Here is a 16,077-nt window from a genome sequence, read left to right as displayed (position 1 = left end):
CAGTCGCGCGTGAGCTTGCGGTGCGTGGTGCGGTGCGGACGCGCGGCGTCGGGGCCGAGGCGCTCGATCTTGTTCGCCTCGTACGACTCGAAGTTGCCCTCGAACCAGTACCACTTCGCCGGGTCCTCGTCCGTGCCCTCGTAGGCGAGGATGTGCGTCGCGACGCGGTCGAGGAACCACCGATCGTGGGTGATGACCACGGCGCAGCCGGGGAAGTCGAGCAGCGCGTTCTCGAGCGAGCTCAGCGTCTCGACATCCAGGTCGTTCGTGGGCTCGTCGAGGAGGAGCAGGTTGCCGCCCTCCTTCAGCGTGAGTGCGAGGTTCAGACGGTTACGTTCACCACCCGAGAGCACGCCGGCCTTCTTCTGCTGGTCCGGCCCCTTGAAGCCGAACTTCGACACGTAGGCGCGCGAGGGGATCTCGGTCTTGCCGACCGTGATGATGTCCAGGCCGTCGGAGACGACCTCCCACAGCGTCTTCTCCGGGTCGATGTTCGCACGCGTCTGGTCGACGTAGCTGATCTTGACGGTCTCGCCGATCTTCAGATCGCCGCCGTCGAGCGGCTCGATGCCGACGATCGTCTTGAACAGCGTGGTCTTGCCGACGCCGTTGGGGCCGATGATGCCGACGATGCCGTTCGGCGGAAGGTTGAAGCTCAGGTTCTCGATCAGCGTGCGGCCGTCGAAGCCCTTCTTCAACTTCTTCGCGTCGATGACGATGCTGCCGAGGCGCGGACCGGCCGGGATCTGGATCTCCTCGAAGTCCAGCTTCCTGGTGCGCTCGGCCTCCGCCGCCATCTCCTCGTAGCGGGCGAGACGCGCCTTCGACTTCGTCTGGCGGCCCTTCGCGCTGCTGCGCACCCACTCGAGCTCGTCCTTCAGACGCTTGGCGAGCTTCGCATCCTTCTTGCCCTGGACGTCGAGGCGCTCGGCCTTCTTCTCGAGGTAGGTCGAGTAGTTGCCCTCATAGGGGTAGAGACGGCCACGGTCGACCTCGGCGATCCACTGCGCGACGTGGTCGAGGAAGTACCGGTCGTGGGTCACGGCGATGACCGCGCCCTTGTACGCCTGCAGGTGCTGCTCGAGCCAGAGCACGCTCTCGGCGTCGAGGTGGTTGGTGGGCTCGTCGAGGAGCAGCAGATCGGGCTTCTGGAGCAGCAGCTTCGCAAGTGCCACGCGGCGCTTCTCACCACCCGACAGCGGCGCGATCGCCGCGTCGGCCGGGGGCGTGCGGAGCGCGTCCATCGCCTGCTCGAGCTGCGAGTCGAGGTCCCAGCCGTCGGCGGCGTCGATCTCCTCCTGGAGCGTGCCCATCTCGGCGAGCAGCGCGTCGAAGTCGGCGTCGGGCTCGGCCATGAGCGCCGAGATCTCGTTGAACCTGTCGACCTTCGCCTTGATCGCGATGCCGTCCTGGATGTTCTCCAGCACGGTCTTCGACTCGTCGAGCTCGGGCTCCTGCATGAGGATGCCGACGCTGAAGCCCGGCGAGAGCTTCGCCTCGCCGTTCGACGGCGTGTCGAGACCCGCCATGATCTTGAGGATCGTCGACTTTCCGGCGCCGTTGGGGCCGACCATGCCGATCTTCGCCCCGGGGAGGAACGCCATCGTCACGTCATCGAGGATGAGCTTGTCGCCGACCGCCTTGCGGGCGCGCACCATTGAATAGATGTATTCAGCCATTTGGCTCCCAGTCTAGGGCGCCGGGCCGCGATCGCACGGGTCGATGAGCCGAGGCTCGGGTGCCTACCAGTCGATCGGGCTGGTCTCCCCGAGCAGACAGACCGTTGCGCCCTGGAGGGCCGGAAGCACACGCGTGACGGCCTCGCCGATGTCGGGACCCACCTGCCCGACGAGGCACTGCTCCTGCCAGAGCACCGAGAACTGCATCGACTCGGCGGGATTGCCGACGGTGCTGTAGTCCTGCGTCACCTGCATGGCGGCCTTGTCGAAGCCGGCCTCGACGAGGGCGTCGATGTACGCCCGGCCCTCCGCGCGCCGATCCGACGCCCAGACCTCCTCGGTCACGGCGGTGAAGAACGGCAGATTGTCGTCGGCGGATCCCTCGGGCACCAGCACGGGCTCGGCCGGAGCCGAGGGCGTGGCGGTGGCCGATGCCGTCGGCGCGGAAGCGGCGGGTGCCGACACGCTGGGCTCCGGAGTCTCGGCACCGGCGTCGCATCCGGCGAGGACCGTCGCGACGGCGACCGCGAGGGCCGCCGACATGACGCGCCGGCGGGTCGATCGCGGGTCGCGTCGCAGGCTCACGCGCTCGAGTCTACGGCGCCCGCACGTGCGCCCCGGATCCTTGCCCGCCTGCTCGCCCGCCGCGCGCCGCTCAGAACGGTGCGCTGTCGGCCAGTTCCGAGATGCGCTCCGCTTCGGGCGCCGGCTCGGTCGGCACATCGGCCTTCGGCCAGGACGACTCACCGTCGGCCGATGCACCGGGGAGCGCCCATGCCTCCTGAACGCCGTCGGCCGGCGGCTCGTCCTGCGCCGACGGCGTGCGCGTCGAGGTGCGCCGGTAGGTGCTCGTGCCGAAGAGGAGGTCGTGCCCGAGCGCGTCGGCGTCGATCTCGGCCTCCATGCCCTTCTTTCCATCGTTCTCCCACGCGCGCAGGCGCAGCCGACCGGTCACGATGACGCGTTCGCCCTTCTGGAGCGAGTTCCGCGCGTTGTCTGCCAGGGTGCGGTACGCCGAGACGCTGTACCAGTTGGTGGGGCCATCCACCCAGCGGTTCGCCTCCCGGTCGAATTTGCGCGTGCCGCTGGCCACCCGGAACCGGGTGACGGGGATTCCGCTCGGCAGCACCTTGTGCTCCGGCGGTGTGGCGATGTTGCCCGTGATGGTGATGATGTCGGTCATGTCCGTCCTCCTTCGCTCGCCGGTCGCCCGGCCGGCCGCCGTTCGGCCTCGCGACGAGGATCGCGCGATCCGCACCCGCCAGACGCGGATCGCCCCCATCCGGGAGGGATGGGGGCGATTCCGGCTGCTGTGGACGAGTCTGCCGTCAGGCGACGAACTCCGCGAAGCGCGCACGCACCTTGTTCACCTTCGGCACCGCGACCGCCAGGCAGTACCCCTGATTGGGGTTCTTCGCGAAGAAGTCCTGGTGGTAGTCCTCGGCGTCGTAGTAGCTGCGCAGCGGCTCCATCGTCGTCACGATCGTGCCCTCGGTCTCGCCGAGCGGGGCGTCCCAGATCTCGGCGGCGCGCTCGCGGGCCTTCTCGAAGACCTCCCGCTGCGCGTCATCGGCGGGGAACATCGCCGAGCGGTACTGCGTGCCGGTGTCGGCACCCTGGTGGTTGAGTTGGCGCGGGTCGTGCATCGTGAAGAACGCGTCGAGGATCACGTCGGACGGGATCACCTCCGGATCGAACGTCACCTTCACCGCCTCGGCGTGCCCCGTCGCGCCGGTGCAGACCTGCTCGTAGGTCGGGTTCGGCGTGGTGCCGCCCGTGTAGCCGGACACGACGCTCTCCACGCCTCGCAGGGCGCGGTACGCCGCATCCAGACACCAGAAGCAGCCGCCTGCCAGAACGTAGGTCTCCATGTCGTACTCCTCTCGCCGCTTCCGCGGCACGTGCTCCACGCTACGCCGGATCGCCGCCCGGGCCGCGCGGCGCGGATGTCGGTGGCCCCTCCTAGCGTCGGGGGCGGAGAGGAGCCTTCATGCACAACACCGGTCAGGCCGCAGTCGTTCCCGAGATCCCGATCGCCGCACCGCAGATCCGCGGGCGCGAGACCCTCGTCCGCGCCGGTGCCGCGCTGTGGCGTGTCACGACGCGCGAAGGCCGCGTGATCGGGCACCTCCGCCGTCTCGAGCACCCGCTCGGGATGCGCTTCCGCGCCGAGAGGCTGCACCTCGCGACCAACCGTTTCATCGAGGTGGGCGAGTTCTGGTCGGCCGACGAGGCGGTCGCCAGCCTCCGGGCCTGATCGGCTACACGACCGCGTCGAGCGGCGTCGTCTCGCCGGCTTCGAACGCCATGTCCGCGACGTCGTGCCACGCTTCGACGAGCAGCAGTGCCGCCCGTTCGATCACCGGCGCCGGCGCCGTGAACGGCACCCGGATGTGGCGTTCGTGACCGCCACCGATGGAGAACCTCGGCCCCGCAGACAGGAGCAGCCCTCGCCGGCGCGCCGCGAGGGTCAACGCCGAGCTCCGGGGCGCGCCGATCCCGACCCACAGTGCGACCCCGCCCCCGACATCGGGCACGTCCCACTCCGGGATGTCGCGCCGCAGCGCCGTGACCGCGGCGTCGCGTCCCGCGCGCAGCAGCTCGGATCGCTGGGCAAGGATCTCCGGCATCGCCGGCATGAGCCGCTCGGCCACCGCCTGCTCGAACTCCGGCGTTCCCAGATCCGTGCTCGGCCGCGCCGCAGTGAGGCGCCGGATCATGTCGATGTCCGCCCGGATCCAGCCGATGCGCAACCCGCCCCAGACCGTCTTTCCGAGCGAGCCGAGCGTGATCACCCCGTCGCCGCCGCCCACCGTGGCGAACGGCGCGGGCGAGATGACGCGGTCGAGGCCCAGCTCCGCCGTCGTCTCGTCCACGATCACGATCGCACCGACGGAGCGTGCGAGGTCGGCGATCCGCACCCGGGTCTCAACGGGCATCGACTCACCGGTCGGGTTGTGGAAATCGGGCATGAGATACAGCGCGGTCGGCCGTGACCGCAGAATCGCGTGCTCGGCGCGTTCGAGATCCCAGCCGGCGCCCACTGCGACCGGGACGCCGACCAGGCGGGCACCCTGCCGCGCGAAGGCCTCCGCCGCGTGCGGGTAGGTGGGGGTCTCGAGAAGCACACGGTCGCCCCGCGCGACGAGCAGCGTCGCGAGCAGGGAGATGGCGCTCTGGGCGCCGTTCGTCACCATGATCTGCGCGGCTTCGGTGGGAAGGCCGCGTTCCGTGTATCGCCGCGCGATCGCCTCGCGCAGCCCCCGCCGCCCCGAGACGTCGTAGCCGGCGCGCGCGACCACCGAGGGTGCGTCCGCCGCCGCATCCGCGTACACGGCCGCAAGCCCGGGCCACGAGGCGGGGCTCGCCTGCTGCAGGTCGATCGACCCCTCGTCGCCCGCCACACGTCCGAGGTCGCGCCGCCCGAGCGGGCGCGTGATGCTGCCGGAGCCGCGCACGCTCTCGATGTGTCCCGAGCCGCGCAGGCTGCGGTACGCGGCCGCCACGGTTGTGCGGCTCAGACCGAGTCGCGCGGCGAGCTCACGCTCGGCGGGCAGGGCGGTGCCCGGAGCGATCCGGTTGTCGAGACAGAGCAGCCGGATCGCGTCTGCGAGCGCCTCGTAGGCCGGCTCGCGCGTGCGCCATGGTCCGAGAAGAGCGTCGAGCGCACGAGCGGAGAGTCGGGAGTCAACCATGGAGCCACTCTAGCCATATTGGACTCTTCACAAGTGGCCAATCCGGGTGTGGACTTCTCAACATGCCCACCCTTCTCGCCCTCCTCGTCGCGATCGGCCTGCTCTCGACGCTCGCCGTCGCGGCGACGCTGCGAGAGGTCGCCCGCGACGGACACCGCGCGATCCCGACGGATCCCCTGCGCGTGCCCGACCGCCACCCGCTCACGGAAGATCGATCGCTATGACCCGCCGCATCATCCAACTCCTCCTGGGCCTGCCGCTGTACGGCGCCGGCGTCGCCCTGACGGTCGAGGCCGGCCTGGGTCTCGACCCGTGGACAGTGCTCGCCGAGGGCATCTCGCTGCACACCGGCATCGGCATCGGCTGGGTCGCCAATCTGCTCGGCGCGGTCGTGCTGCTCCTCTGGATCCCCTTGCGCCAGCGGCCCGGCGTCGGGACGGTGCTGAACATCCTGCTCGTCGGCACCGCGATGCAGATCACGCTCGACCTGATGCCACCCGTGGAGGGGCTCGGCTGGCGGGTGGCCTGTCTCCTCGGCGGCATCGCCCTGGTGGGGTTCGCCTCCGGCCTGTACATCGGGGCGCAGTTCGGCCCCGGCCCTCGAGATGGCCTCATGACCGGACTTCACCGCCGTTACGACTGGCCCGTGTGGCGGGCGCGGATCACGGTCGAACTCACCGTCCTCGCCCTCGGCTGGCTGCTCGGCGGCACGGTCGGCATCGGCACGCTCGCCTTCGCGCTGCTCATCGGGCCGTGCGTGGATGTCGCGCTGCGCTTCCTCGACACGGCACGCGCACCGCGCGCCCTCCCCGCGCCTGCGTGAGCGCACTCGGCGCTCGCGACCTCAGGGCGCGGGAGCTCCCCAGTTCAGTGCTCGCGGAACTCCGGGCGATCCGATCCGGGCTTCAGGTGCGAGACGAGGGCGTTCTTCGCGACCTCGAGCCCCTCGTACTTGCCCACTGGCGAGTCGGCTCCCGCCATGGTGACCGCGAAGACCCCACGGTCGACCTCGCGAACCGTGCCCACCGCGCCGGCCGGCCCGTAGGCCACGTACAGGCGTCCTGCGTGCGTCGTCGTCATCATCGACTCCTTCCGTCCGCATGGCACGCTACGCCTGAGATCGCCGGCCCGGAAGGTCTTGACAACGTCCGACTCAGTCCTCCAGCCAATGTCGGACGTATGTTCTAATGTCGGCCACATGGCGATCTCCCGCGAGCGACTGTACGAACTGCAGGCAAGGCACCGGCACGCGAATTGGCTGCGCCTGATCGACTACCTGGAATCCCATCCGTGCGTCGACTGCGGCGAGACCGACCCGATCGTGCTGGACTTCGACCACCTGCCTGGGGTCGACAAGAAGTTCACGATCTCGCGAGCTGTCGGCGCCTCGACGCGATCGTGGCGCGCGATCGCGTTGGAGATCGCGAAGTGCGAGGTGGTCTGCGCCAATTGCCATCGCCGGCGGACCGCTATGCGCGCGAAGTTCCGCAAGCACCTTCTGGGCGACGGGCTTGCCGTGCCGGCTCCTGCGGTCGAGGTCAGTGGGTTCCGCGTTCCGCATGGAGGCGGCTCGCGAGGTCGACGCGGTTGTTCGTGCGATCCGTGCCGGCTCAGACGACGCGAGTACTCGCGCGAGCGCCGCGCGGCTAAGCGACAGCAAGACGGTGCCCCCTGAAGGATTCGAACCCTCGACCAACAAGGTAGAAGCTTGCTGCTCTTCCGCTGAGCTAAGGAGGCCTGCCCTTCTACGGTACCGCGCCATCCTCCCACCACCGTCGTCCGCCGCTGTCCTCCCCCGTCGTTAGGCTGGAGGAATGGTAGGCGCCTCCGAAAACGACCGGCTTGTCTGGATCGACTGCGAGATGACGGGCCTCGACCTCGCGGTCGACGAGCTGGTCGAGATCGCGATCGTCGTGACCGACTTCGACCTGCGGATCCTGGATCCGGGTTTCCAGGTCGTGATCAAGCCGTCGCAGGCAGCACTCGACAACATGGGCGAGTTCGTGACGCAGATGCACCGGAAGTCGGGGCTGCTCGACGAGCTCGACGGCGGTGTGTCGCTCGAGGAGGCCGAGCGCCTGTCGCTCGAGTACATCCGCCGCTTCGCACCGCAGGAGCGGAAGGCGCCGCTCGCGGGAAACACCATCGGCACCGACCGCATGTTCCTCGCGAAGTACATGCCCCAGGTGGACACCTACCTTCACTACCGCAGCGTCGACGTCTCGAGCGTCAAGGAGCTCTCCCGCCGGTGGTTCCCGCGCGCGTACATCCACGCCCCGGCGAAGGACGGCGGCCACCGTGCGCTCGCCGACATCCTCGAGTCGATCCGCGAACTCGAGTACTACCGGCGTGCGGTTTTCGTCGCCGAACCGGGCCCCACAAGCGACACGGCCCGCGCGATCGCCTCGTCGGTCGTGTCGTCGTCCGCCTCAGAAGTGTGACAGAATGAAGAGGTTGTCCCCGAGCGATCGGGGGCCACGGTGGCTGTAGCTCAGTTGGTAGAGCACCGCGTTGTGGTCGCGGGGGTCGCGGGTTCAAGCCCCGTCAGCCACCCCACTGATTCCGCGGGGATGTTCCGATGATCGACATGGACGCCGATGCGTTCGAGCGTCTCGTCATCGACGAACTCGACCGCCTTCCCGACGACATGGTCGAGGGCCTGGACAACGTGGTCTTCGTCGTCGAAGATCGGCCGGAAGACGGCTCGCTCGATCTCCTCGGCCTCTATGACGGTCTCGCGTTGACCGAGCGCGACCGTTACGGCATGGGTGAGCTGCCGGACCGCATCATCGTGTACCGCGAACCGCATCTCGCTCAGTGCGAGACGGAGGACGACCTGCGCGACGAGATCCACACGACCCTTGTGCACGAGATCGCGCACTTCTACGGGATCGACGACGAGCGCCTGCACGAGCTGGGGTGGGCGTGAGCACCTCCCTGCCCGAGCTCGGTGAGGATCTCCGGCTCGACGAGCTGCACCGCCCGGATGTCCCCTGGCAGACCGTCGTGTGGAACGACCCGGTCAACCTGATGAGCTACGTCGTCCACGTGTTCCGCGAGTACTTCGGGTACAGCATCGACCGCGCGACGCACCTGATGCTCGCCGTTCATCACGACGGCCACGCGGTGGTCGCGGAGGGAGCGCGCGAGCAGATGGAGCTGCACGCCCAGGCGATGCACGACTACGGGCTCTGGGCCACCGTCCGGAAGGCACCGGTCGGATGAGCGAGCACGTCGTCCTGACGCTCACGCGCATCGAGGCAACGCATCTCGCCGAGCTGCTCGGACAGTTCGCCGAGCTCGTCGGCAGCAGCCCGGCCATCCCGGATCCGGCGCTCGAGCGCCTCACACCGGATGTCTATCCGGAGGACGCCGAGGCCTCCCGCGAGTTCCGCTCGCTGACACGCTCGGACCTGCTGCGTCGTCGCGCCGAGGACGCCCGCGTCGTGCTGGACGGTCTCGCCGCGATCGAGCACGAGGATGAGCTCGCCCCGGTCGAGGTGTCCGTCGATGCCGCGCAGCTGCGCGCGTGGATGCGCACCCTCGCCGCGGTGCGCCTCGTGATCGCCGACCGGCTGGGCATCGTCGACGACGATGAGGACCGCGATCCCGACGACCCGCGCTATGGCGTCTACGACTGGCTCGGGTACCGTCTCGAACTGCTCGTGCAGACGGCCGAGCAGGGCTTCTGAGCGACGATCCTACGGCAGGTCGAACACCAGGTCGGCCAGTGCCCGCGGGGAATGGCGCGCCATGTGCTCGACCTCCTGCGCGGCCCACCGCTCCCAGTGGGGCGCATACGCGTCGCCGTCGCGATCGAGCGCGCGGATGCGGCGCGACGACTCCGGGGCGTCCATCCAGACGGTGAGATCCGCGAGCGGCTTCGCCTGCGCCGTCAGCGAACCGGATCCCTCGATGATGAGCGGGCGCTCAGCGTCCACGGCGTGCTCCTCGGCGAACGCCTGCACGTCCCAGTCGAATCGGCGCCACCGCGCCTCGCGGTGCTCCGCGTGCGGCACGAGCAGCCACTCGCGCGTCAGCCGCGTCGCCTCGGCCAATCCGTCCCAGCCGGGATAGAAGGAGTCGAGCGCCACCAGCTGCGGCCGCTCCCCCGCGGGGGGCCACTCGTCGGCGAGCCGTCGAGCCAGCGTCGTCTTGCCTCCGCCGCTGCGGCCGTCGATCAGGACGACAGGAGCTGTCGAGTCGAGGCGCGCGACTGCGTCGGCGACGACCACGAAGGCGTCGTCGTGCGCGGCGACGAACGGATCCGGTGCGCTACTTCTTGAGCGCACGGATGATGCGCGACAGCGCCCTGCCGGCGACCCACACGAAGGGGATCGCCACGGCCAGCAGCGAGACGAGGTTCGGCTCGAAGGTGAGCGTGTCGCCGCGGCGGACGTACGCGCCGATCGGGGCGGAGAAGCCGCCACCCCCACCGCCGCCGTTGCCCGACTCGTCCGAGCCGCCGCCGAAGCCGCTCCACGTGGCGGCGACGGGCACGATCCGCACGCCGTCGACGTCCTGCTGCTCGCCGTAGCTGCTGGTCACGCCGATGTTGGCGGACATCTTGCCGAGCTCGAGTGCGATGTTGGGCATGTCACCACCGTACCGAGGTTTGTCGATCCGCGTCAGTTCTCTTCCGAGCCGGCGCCGATCGACGTGCGACGCCGCCGCGACGGGATCAGGACTCCGGCCGCGGATGCGAGGGCAGGTGCCGCTGCTCGTCCCGGCCGAGGAACGTCGCCCGCGTCACGGCGCCCTTCCCGAAGCGCGCGAGGGCGTCGTCGAGCGTCCCCTCCAGGCGCTTCCAGTCGGCGTCGTCGTCCCACAGCGCGACGCCGCCGGATCCGGCCGCCTGCAGGCGCTCGGCGCGGACCCCGATGAGCCGCACCGGCAGGCGCAGGTCGACCCCCGCGAGGAGCTCCCGCGATGCCTCGGCGATGCGCTGTCCCACGGCGGACGGCTCGGGCAGCGTGGCGGAGCGGGTGATCGTGGAGAAGTCGGAGAACCTGACCTTGATCGCGACGCCCGCCGCCTCGAACCCGGCGCGACGAAGGCGCACGGCGACACGATCGGAGAGCCGGAGCAGTTCGGCGCGCAGCACCCCGACATCCGCGATGTCGGTCTCGAACGTCTCCTCGTGCCCGATGCTCTTCTCGACCCGGGTGGTCTCGACCTCGCGCGGATCGATGCCACGGGCGAGCTCCGCGAGCCGCTGCGCCCCGGCGGGACCGACGATGCGCTCGAGCACCTGCGGCGGCGTCTGGCGCACATCGCCGATCGTGCGGATCGCCCGCGATTCGAGGGCCTCGGCGGCCTTGGGCCCGACGCCCCAGATCGCGCGCACCGGCTTCGGATCGAGGAACTCCTGCGTGCGATCGGCCGGGACGATCAGCAGGCCATCCGGCTTCGACATCGTCGACGCCATCTTCGCCACATGCTTCGTGGCGGCGACCCCGACGCTCGCGGTGATGCCGACCTCCTCGGCGATCCGCGTGCGGATGAGCTGTGCGATCGTTCCGGGGCTTCCCCACAGGCGGCGCGCTCCCCGCACGTCGAGGAACGCCTCGTCGATCGACAGGGGCTCGACGAGGGGCGTGAAGCTGCGGAACACGTCCATGACCTGCGCCGAGACGGCCTGGTACCGGTCGAAGTGCGGAAGCACGACGATCGCCTGCGGGCACAGGCGCAGCGCCTGCCCCATCGGCATCGCCGAGCGCACCCCGAAGCGCCGCGCCTCATAGGACGCACTCGAGACCACCGAGCGGCCCTCGGGCGCCCCAATCACGATCGGCTTTCCCTTCAGCGACGGGTCGTCCAGAACCTCCACGGCCGCGTAGAACGCGTCCATGTCGACGTGCAGGATGCCGGTGCCCGAGTCGTCGGCATCGGCGGGCGACACGATGCGCCCCGACCCGTCCGCTCGTCCCATAACTCCATTGTCGCCCGAGGCACCGACACGGCCGCGTCTCGGGGCTCATCGCCTCGGCGGTTCGAAGGCGTCGCCGTCCAGCAGGCCGGAGGCGAGCACCCGCAGGGTGACGACCCGTGTCGCGGCCTCCTCGAGACGCTCCGGCGGAATGTCGCCCGTCTCCGCGGCCGCCGCGATCCCGTCGGCGAGCTCGCCCGCCGTTCCCGCGTCCGATTCGGCGACCATCAGGGCCATGTCCGCGCCCGCCGCGATCGCGTCCACCGCGTTGCGGACGGGATCCGCGTAGCGGTCCTCGCCCGAGGACAGCAGCATGCCGAGGTCGTCCGTGATCGCGACCCCCTCGAAGTGGAGGTCGTCGCGCAGGATGGCGTACCACTCGGGCGAGAGCGAGGCCGGAGCGTCGTCCACCGCCGTGAAGCGGAGGTGCCCGGTCATCACCAGCTCGGCGCCCGCCTCGATCCCCGACTCGAAGGGCGGCGCGTGGTCGGCGCGCCACTCCTCGACGGACATCGCGGTCTCGGGGATCGCGCTGTGCGAGTCGCCGGCCGCGGCGCCATGGCCGGGGAAGTGCTTGAGCGTCGAGAACGCGTGCGGCCTCTCCCCCGCCACGGCCGCGGCGACGCGCTCGGCCGCTGCCGGCGCGTCGCCTCCCAGCGTCCGCGGCCGGATGAAGCCGCTCGTGCGGGTGCCGACGTCGGCCACGATCCCGAAGTTCACGCTGATGCCGGTGTCCTGCAGAAGCCGTCCCCGCGCGTCGAACGCGGCGCGGGAGGCGTCGGGGTCCTGGCGCTGCAGCTGCGCGCCCGCAGGCCCGTCGTCCCAGGGCAGACGGGTCACGACGCCGCCTTCCTCGTCAACCGCCACCAGCGGCGGCAGCGTCCCCGTCGGTCCGTCGAGCGCGTCAGTGATCCGGCGGAGCTCACCCGGGGTCTTCGGCACGTTCGAGCCCATCAGGATGAAGCCGCCCAGCCGGCCCTCGCGGACGTACGCGCCGAGCGCATCCGGATCCGTGCCGCCGATGTGCCCCATCACGACGGCCGACGCCCGCTCAACCGTCGCCATGTCGTCGACGATCTCCCCGGCGATGGCCGCGGCCACCTGCTGCCGCGACGGCGCGGCGGCCTCCTCCGCAGCCACGGGCGCAGCCGCCGGAGCGGAGGCCGGCGCGGCGTCGGCCGGCGCCCCACACAGGACAGAGCCGGTCAGCGCGGCTGCGAGCCACGCTGACCGGCCACGGTCACGGCGGAGCATCACGCCTGTGCGGCGCGCTCCAGAACGAGTTCGCGGACGCGGGCGGCATCAGCCTGGCCCTTCATCGCCTTCATCACGGCGCCGATGACGGCGCCGGCGGCCTGCACCTTGCCGTCGCGGATCTTCGCCAGCACATCCGGCTGCGAGGCGAGAGCCTCGTCGATCGCCGCGATGAGCGCACCGTCGTCGGAGACGACCGCGAGACCGCGGGCATCCACGACCTCCTGCGGGGTGCCTTCGCCGGCGATGACGCCCTCCAGCACCTGACGCGCGAGCTTGTCGGTCAGGGTGCCCGCGTCGATCAGCTTCTGCAGGGCGGCGACGTTCTCGGGCGACACGAGTGCCGCCGGCTCGCGGCCTTCGGCGTTCGCGACGCGCGTGATCTCACCCGTCCACCACTTGCGGGCGGCGGCCGGGCTCGCCCCGGCGGCGACGGTCGCCTCGACCTCTGCCAGCAGACCGCCGTTGGCGACATCCTGGAACTCGAGGTCGGTGAAGCCCCAGTCAGCCTTCAGGCGGCGGCGACGGACGGCCGGCGGCTCGGGCAGCGCGGCGCGCAGCTCCTCGATCACCTCGATGCTGGGCTCGACGGGAAGCAGGTCGGGCTCCGGGAAGTACCGGTAGTCGTCGGCATCCGACTTCGGGCGACCGGGCGACGTGGTGCCGGTGTCCTCGTGCCAGTGGCGCGTCTCCTGGATGATCGTGCCGCCGTCGGCGAGGATCGCCGCCTGGCGCTGGATCTCGTAGCGGACCGCGCGCTCGACGGAGCGCATCGAGTTGACGTTCTTCGTCTCGGTGCGGGTGCCGAGCTTCTCGGCGCCTCGGGGGCGGAGCGACACGTTCGCATCGCACCGGATGTTGCCGCGCTCCATGCGCGCCTCCGAGATGCCCAGCCCAATCGCGATGTCGCGGATCGTCGCGAGGTACGCCTTGGCGAGCTCCGGGGCGCGGTGCTCGGCCCCGAGGATGGGCTTCGTGACGATCTCGACAAGCGGCACGCCGGCGCGGTTGTAGTCGACGAGCGAGTACTCGGCGCCCTGGATGCGCCCGGTGGCGCCGCCGACGTGCGTGAGCTTTCCGGCGTCCTCCTCCATGTGCGCGCGCTCGATCGGCACGGTCACGATGGTGCCGTCCGACAGCTCGACCTCGACCGATCCCTCGAAGGCGATCGGCTCGTCGTACTGGCTGATCTGGTAGTTCTTGCCCAGATCCGGGTAGAAGTAGTTCTTCCGGGCGAAGCGGCTCGACGGCGCGATCGAGCAGCCGAGCGCGAGGCCCAGGCTGATCGACGAGCGGATCGCCTCCGCGTTCACGGTCGGCATCGATCCGGGAAGGCCCATGTCGACCGGGGCGACGAGCGTGTTCGGCGCGGCGTCGTGGTTGTCCGCGTGGGCGGGGTTGGCCGCCGGCGAGAACATCTTCGTCCGGGTGTTCAGCTCGACGTGCACCTCGAGACCGATGACCGGCTCGAACAGCTCGAGCGCCTTGTCGAAATCCATCAGCTTCGCGGTCGCCATCAGCGGGTCCCTCCCAGCAGTGCGGGGGCGCGGTCAAGCAGCAGGTCGCCCCAGTCGTCGACGAGCAGCGCCTCGAGCGCGGCGCCCACGCGGTACAGGCGCGCGTCCCCGCGGGCGGGGGCCAGGAACTGGATGCCCACGGGCAGACCGTCCTCCTCGGCGAGACCGGACGGCACCGAGATGCCGGGCACGCCGGCGAGGTTCGCCGGGATCGTCGTGAGGTCGTTGAGGTACATCGACAGCGGGTCGTCGATCTTCTCGCCGATCTTGAACGCCGTCGTCGGCGCGGACGGCGTCGCGATGACGTCCACCGACGCGAAGGCCTGGTCGAAGTCGCGCTGGATGAGCGTGCGCACCTTCTGCGCGCTGCCGTAGTACGCGTCGTAGTAGCCCGCCGACAGCGCGTAGGTGCCGAGGATGATGCGGCGCTTCACCTCGGGACCGAAGCCGGCGTCGCGCGTGGCCGACATGACGTCCTCGACCGTGCCGCCCGGCACGTCGACGCGAAGACCGAAGCGCACCGAGTCGAACTTCGCGAGGTTGCTCGACGCCTCCGCGGGGAGGATCAGGTAGTACGCCGCCACGGCGTACTCGAAGTGCGGCGCGCTGATCTCCACGATCTCGGCGCCCTGCGCCTCGAGCTTCGCCAGCGCGTCGCGGAACGACGAGGCGACACCGGCCTGGAACCCGCTGTCGGGAAGCTCCTTGACGACGCCGACCTTGAGGCCCTTCAGCACATCGCCGCGCGCGCCCTCTCGGGCCGCCTCGGCGAACGAGGGCCACGGGTCGGCGATCGAGGTCGCGTCGTGGATGTCGTGTCCGGCGACCACGTCGTGCAGCAGGCCCGCGTCGAGCACCGTGCGGGTCACGGGGCCGACCTGGTCGAGGCTCGACGCCAGCGCGATCGCACCGTAGCGGCTGACGCCGCCGTAGGTGGGCTTGACGCCGACCGTGCCGGTGACGTGCGCGGGCTGGCGGATCGAGCCGCCCGTGTCCGAGCCGAGGGCGAGAGGCGCCTCGAACGCGGCGACGGCCGCGGCCGAGCCGCCGCCCGAGCCGCCGGGGATCCGGTCGAGGTCCCACGGGTTGCGCGTGGGACCGTACGCGGAGTGCTCGGTGGACGAGCCCATCGCGAACTCGTCCATGTTGGTCTTGCCGAGCGGCACCAGATCCGCCGCGCGCGAGCGCGCGACGACCGTGGCGTCGAAGGGCGACATGTACCCCTCGAGGATCTTCGACCCGGAGGTCGAGGGCATGTCGGTCGTGACCAGCACGTCCTTGATCGCGAGCGGCACGCCCGCGACCGGGCCGAGCTGCTCGCCGCCCGCGCGGCGGCGGTCCACGTCGGCCGCGACGTCGAGCGCGTGGTCCGAGACGTGGAGGAAGGCGTGGACGTCGCCGTCGACGGCGGCGATGCGGTCGAGGTGGGCCTGCGTGGCCTCGACGCTGGAGATCTCGCGCGAGGCGAGCTTGGCGGCCAGATCGGCCGCGCTCAGGCGGGTGATGTCTGTCACAGCTCGTCGCGTCCTTACTCTTCTTCGCCGAGGATCGCGGTCACGCGGAAGCGCGAGCCGTCGGCATCGGGCGCATTCTGCAGTGCCTGCGCGGTGGTGAGCGTCTCCGCCACCTCGTCGGGGCGGAAGACGTTCTGCATCGGGATGGGGTGGCTCGTGGCGGGGACGTCGGGGGTGGCGACCTGCGCGACCTTGGCGATGTTGTCGACGATCGCGTCGAGCTCGGAGGTCAAGCTGGTCACCTCCTCGTCGCTCAGCTGGATCCGGGCGAGCACACCGAGATGGCGCACGAGATCAGGGGTGATTTCAGACACCCCCAGAGTCTACGTGGTGACGCTCTGCCGTCCCGAGCCGTCACGCCTAGCGCGTGTCTCATAACCGTTTGAGCCAGATGGTGATGGCTCTCAGGACTGAATCGGCCTGACTTTCGTTCCTATCGGGAGGCTTGTCCAGCAGGTGCCGGCTGGCCTGATTCTTGGTCAGCGTAGT

21 protein-coding genes and 2 tRNA genes are annotated in these 16,077 nt (G+C 70.3%); 9 read left to right on the top strand and 14 right to left on the bottom strand.

Annotated elements, in window-relative coordinates; translation table 11 throughout:
- From ettA to msrA, 4 genes are all read right to left on the bottom strand, one after another.
- The coding region (gene ettA, locus ABD161_RS15025) for an energy-dependent translational throttle protein EttA (protein WP_135112139.1) at positions 1-1,679 on the bottom strand (1,679 nt) is incomplete at its 3' end.
- 63 nt (positions 1,680-1,742) lie between these two features.
- The gene (locus ABD161_RS15020; RefSeq protein ID WP_344004747.1) at positions 1,743-2,264 is read right to left on the bottom strand and encodes a DUF6993 domain-containing protein; all 522 of its coding nucleotides are present in this window, start codon (positions 2,262-2,264) and stop codon (positions 1,743-1,745) included.
- A 70-nt stretch (positions 2,265-2,334) separates the two neighbouring features.
- Positions 2,335-2,862 carry a single-stranded DNA-binding protein gene (gene ssb, locus ABD161_RS15015; protein ID WP_344004744.1) on the bottom strand — a complete coding sequence of 176 codons (528 nt, stop codon included), beginning with the start codon at positions 2,860-2,862 and terminating at the stop codon, positions 2,335-2,337.
- Between the two features lie 145 nt (positions 2,863-3,007).
- Positions 3,008-3,550 (bottom strand): peptide-methionine (S)-S-oxide reductase MsrA, encoded by a 543-nt coding sequence (gene msrA / locus ABD161_RS15010; protein WP_344004741.1) that lies wholly within the window; start codon positions 3,548-3,550, stop codon positions 3,008-3,010.
- Between the two features lie 119 nt (positions 3,551-3,669).
- On the opposite strand from msrA, the gene ABD161_RS15005 reads away from it, so the two are divergent.
- On the top strand, positions 3,670-3,936 hold the full coding sequence (locus ABD161_RS15005) for a hypothetical protein (protein ID WP_135112132.1): 267 nt from the start codon (positions 3,670-3,672) through the stop codon (positions 3,934-3,936).
- 4 nt (positions 3,937-3,940) lie between these two features.
- Here ABD161_RS15005 and yczR read toward each other — a convergent pair whose 3' ends face one another.
- Positions 3,941-5,374, bottom strand: coding sequence for a MocR-like transcription factor YczR (yczR, locus tag ABD161_RS15000; RefSeq protein ID WP_344004737.1), 1,434 nt, complete (start codon positions 5,372-5,374; stop codon positions 3,941-3,943).
- A gap of 62 nt (positions 5,375-5,436) precedes the next feature.
- On the opposite strand from yczR, the gene ABD161_RS14995 reads away from it, so the two are divergent.
- Together ABD161_RS14995 and yczE are read left to right on the top strand one after the other, a co-directional pair.
- A complete protein-coding gene (locus ABD161_RS14995) occupies positions 5,437-5,598 on the top strand; it encodes a hypothetical protein (protein ID WP_167760676.1) in 162 nt (53 codons plus the stop codon).
- On the top strand, positions 5,595-6,197 hold the full coding sequence (yczE, locus tag ABD161_RS14990; RefSeq protein WP_344004735.1) for a membrane protein YczE: 603 nt from the start codon (positions 5,595-5,597) through the stop codon (positions 6,195-6,197). The genes ABD161_RS14995 and yczE overlap by 4 nt, the downstream gene beginning before the upstream one ends.
- A gap of 44 nt (positions 6,198-6,241) precedes the next feature.
- Here yczE and ABD161_RS14985 read toward each other — a convergent pair whose 3' ends face one another.
- On the bottom strand, positions 6,242-6,454 hold the full coding sequence (locus ABD161_RS14985) for a methyltransferase (protein ID WP_135112305.1): 213 nt from the start codon (positions 6,452-6,454) through the stop codon (positions 6,242-6,244).
- Between the two features lie 118 nt (positions 6,455-6,572).
- On the opposite strand from ABD161_RS14985, the gene ABD161_RS14980 reads away from it, so the two are divergent.
- Positions 6,573-7,049 carry a hypothetical protein gene (locus tag ABD161_RS14980; RefSeq protein ID WP_344004731.1) on the top strand — a complete coding sequence of 159 codons (477 nt, stop codon included), beginning with the start codon at positions 6,573-6,575 and terminating at the stop codon, positions 7,047-7,049.
- Here the strand turns inward: ABD161_RS14980 and ABD161_RS14975 are convergent.
- Positions 7,040-7,111: transfer RNA gene (locus ABD161_RS14975), tRNA-Arg, on the bottom strand. The genes ABD161_RS14980 and ABD161_RS14975 overlap by 10 nt on opposite strands.
- Before the next feature lie 77 nt (positions 7,112-7,188).
- Here ABD161_RS14975 and orn point away from each other — a divergent pair.
- The 5 genes from orn to ABD161_RS14950 all read left to right on the top strand — a co-directional run bounded on the left by orn (position 7,189) and on the right by ABD161_RS14950 (position 9,066).
- A complete protein-coding gene (gene orn, locus ABD161_RS14970) occupies positions 7,189-7,815 on the top strand; it encodes an oligoribonuclease (protein ID WP_135112126.1) in 627 nt (208 codons plus the stop codon).
- A 39-nt stretch (positions 7,816-7,854) separates the two neighbouring features.
- Positions 7,855-7,930: transfer RNA gene (locus ABD161_RS14965), tRNA-His, on the top strand.
- Positions 7,931-7,952: 22 nt separating this feature from the next.
- On the top strand, positions 7,953-8,303 hold the full coding sequence (locus ABD161_RS14960) for a metallopeptidase family protein (RefSeq protein WP_135112124.1): 351 nt from the start codon (positions 7,953-7,955) through the stop codon (positions 8,301-8,303).
- Complete coding sequence (gene clpS / locus ABD161_RS14955; protein WP_425560917.1) at positions 8,300-8,599, top strand: ATP-dependent Clp protease adapter ClpS; 300 nt, start codon at positions 8,300-8,302, stop codon at positions 8,597-8,599. Before ABD161_RS14960 ends, clpS begins: the two co-directional genes overlap by 4 nt.
- A complete protein-coding gene (locus ABD161_RS14950) occupies positions 8,596-9,066 on the top strand; it encodes a DUF2017 family protein (protein WP_228066453.1) in 471 nt (156 codons plus the stop codon). The genes clpS and ABD161_RS14950 overlap by 4 nt, the downstream gene beginning before the upstream one ends.
- Positions 9,067-9,075: 9 nt before the next feature.
- Here ABD161_RS14950 and ABD161_RS14945 read toward each other — a convergent pair whose 3' ends face one another.
- The 7 genes from ABD161_RS14945 to gatC form a co-directional block, all read right to left on the bottom strand.
- Positions 9,076-9,666: a nucleoside/nucleotide kinase family protein gene (locus ABD161_RS14945; RefSeq protein WP_344004723.1), complete on the bottom strand. Its 591-nt coding sequence runs from the start codon at positions 9,664-9,666 to the stop codon at positions 9,076-9,078.
- Positions 9,650-9,970, bottom strand: a complete 321-nt coding sequence (locus tag ABD161_RS14940; RefSeq protein WP_344004720.1) for a hypothetical protein — start codon at positions 9,968-9,970, stop codon at positions 9,650-9,652. Before ABD161_RS14940 ends, ABD161_RS14945 begins: the two co-directional genes overlap by 17 nt.
- 85 nt (positions 9,971-10,055) lie before the next feature.
- Complete coding sequence (dinB, locus tag ABD161_RS14935; protein ID WP_344004717.1) at positions 10,056-11,306, bottom strand: DNA polymerase IV; 1,251 nt, start codon at positions 11,304-11,306, stop codon at positions 10,056-10,058.
- 45 nt (positions 11,307-11,351) lie between these two features.
- The gene (locus tag ABD161_RS14930) at positions 11,352-12,443 is read right to left on the bottom strand and encodes a glycoside hydrolase family 3 N-terminal domain-containing protein (RefSeq protein WP_344004714.1); all 1,092 of its coding nucleotides are present in this window, start codon (positions 12,441-12,443) and stop codon (positions 11,352-11,354) included.
- Between the two features lie 113 nt (positions 12,444-12,556).
- A complete protein-coding gene (gatB, locus tag ABD161_RS14925) occupies positions 12,557-14,074 on the bottom strand; it encodes an Asp-tRNA(Asn)/Glu-tRNA(Gln) amidotransferase subunit GatB (RefSeq protein WP_344004711.1) in 1,518 nt (505 codons plus the stop codon).
- Positions 14,074-15,588 carry an Asp-tRNA(Asn)/Glu-tRNA(Gln) amidotransferase subunit GatA gene (gatA, locus tag ABD161_RS14920; protein WP_344004708.1) on the bottom strand — a complete coding sequence of 505 codons (1,515 nt, stop codon included), beginning with the start codon at positions 15,586-15,588 and terminating at the stop codon, positions 14,074-14,076. Before gatA ends, gatB begins: the two co-directional genes overlap by 1 nt.
- A gap of 14 nt (positions 15,589-15,602) precedes the next feature.
- Positions 15,603-15,902, bottom strand: a complete 300-nt coding sequence (gatC, locus tag ABD161_RS14915; RefSeq protein WP_135112108.1) for an Asp-tRNA(Asn)/Glu-tRNA(Gln) amidotransferase subunit GatC — start codon at positions 15,900-15,902, stop codon at positions 15,603-15,605.
- Between the last annotated feature and the right edge of the window lie 175 nt (positions 15,903-16,077).

The organism is Microbacterium paludicola (assembly GCF_039529675.1).
In the GTDB taxonomy this organism is placed as follows: domain Bacteria; phylum Actinomycetota; class Actinomycetes; order Actinomycetales; family Microbacteriaceae; genus Microbacterium; species Microbacterium paludicola.
This window is presented reverse-complemented; position numbering and strand designations above follow the sequence as displayed.

Excerpts from the sequence above, each read along its gene's own strand:
- yczE (WP_344004735.1), top strand. The coding sequence starts at position 5,595 with ATGACCCGCCGCATCATCCAACTCCTCCTGGGCCTGCCGCTGTACGGC.
- dinB (WP_344004717.1), bottom strand. The coding sequence starts at position 11,306 with ATGGGACGAGCGGACGGGTCGGGGCGCATCGTGTCGCCCGCCGATGCC.
- ABD161_RS14985 (WP_135112305.1), bottom strand. The coding sequence starts at position 6,454 with ATGACGACGACGCACGCAGGACGCCTGTACGTGGCCTACGGGCCGGCC.
- yczR (WP_344004737.1), bottom strand. The coding sequence starts at position 5,374 with ATGGTTGACTCCCGACTCTCCGCTCGTGCGCTCGACGCTCTTCTCGGA.
- ABD161_RS14950 (WP_228066453.1), top strand. The coding sequence starts at position 8,596 with ATGAGCGAGCACGTCGTCCTGACGCTCACGCGCATCGAGGCAACGCAT.
- ABD161_RS14980 (WP_344004731.1), top strand. The coding sequence starts at position 6,573 with ATGGCGATCTCCCGCGAGCGACTGTACGAACTGCAGGCAAGGCACCGG.
- ABD161_RS14940 (WP_344004720.1), bottom strand. The coding sequence starts at position 9,970 with ATGCCCAACATCGCACTCGAGCTCGGCAAGATGTCCGCCAACATCGGC.
- ABD161_RS14960 (WP_135112124.1), top strand. The coding sequence starts at position 7,953 with ATGATCGACATGGACGCCGATGCGTTCGAGCGTCTCGTCATCGACGAA.
- ABD161_RS14995 (WP_167760676.1), top strand. The coding sequence starts at position 5,437 with ATGCCCACCCTTCTCGCCCTCCTCGTCGCGATCGGCCTGCTCTCGACG.
- msrA (WP_344004741.1), bottom strand. The coding sequence starts at position 3,550 with ATGGAGACCTACGTTCTGGCAGGCGGCTGCTTCTGGTGTCTGGATGCG.
- ssb (WP_344004744.1), bottom strand. The coding sequence starts at position 2,862 with ATGACCGACATCATCACCATCACGGGCAACATCGCCACACCGCCGGAG.
- gatB (WP_344004711.1), bottom strand. The coding sequence starts at position 14,074 with ATGGCGACCGCGAAGCTGATGGATTTCGACAAGGCGCTCGAGCTGTTC.
- ABD161_RS15005 (WP_135112132.1), top strand. The coding sequence starts at position 3,670 with ATGCACAACACCGGTCAGGCCGCAGTCGTTCCCGAGATCCCGATCGCC.
- orn (WP_135112126.1), top strand. The coding sequence starts at position 7,189 with ATGGTAGGCGCCTCCGAAAACGACCGGCTTGTCTGGATCGACTGCGAG.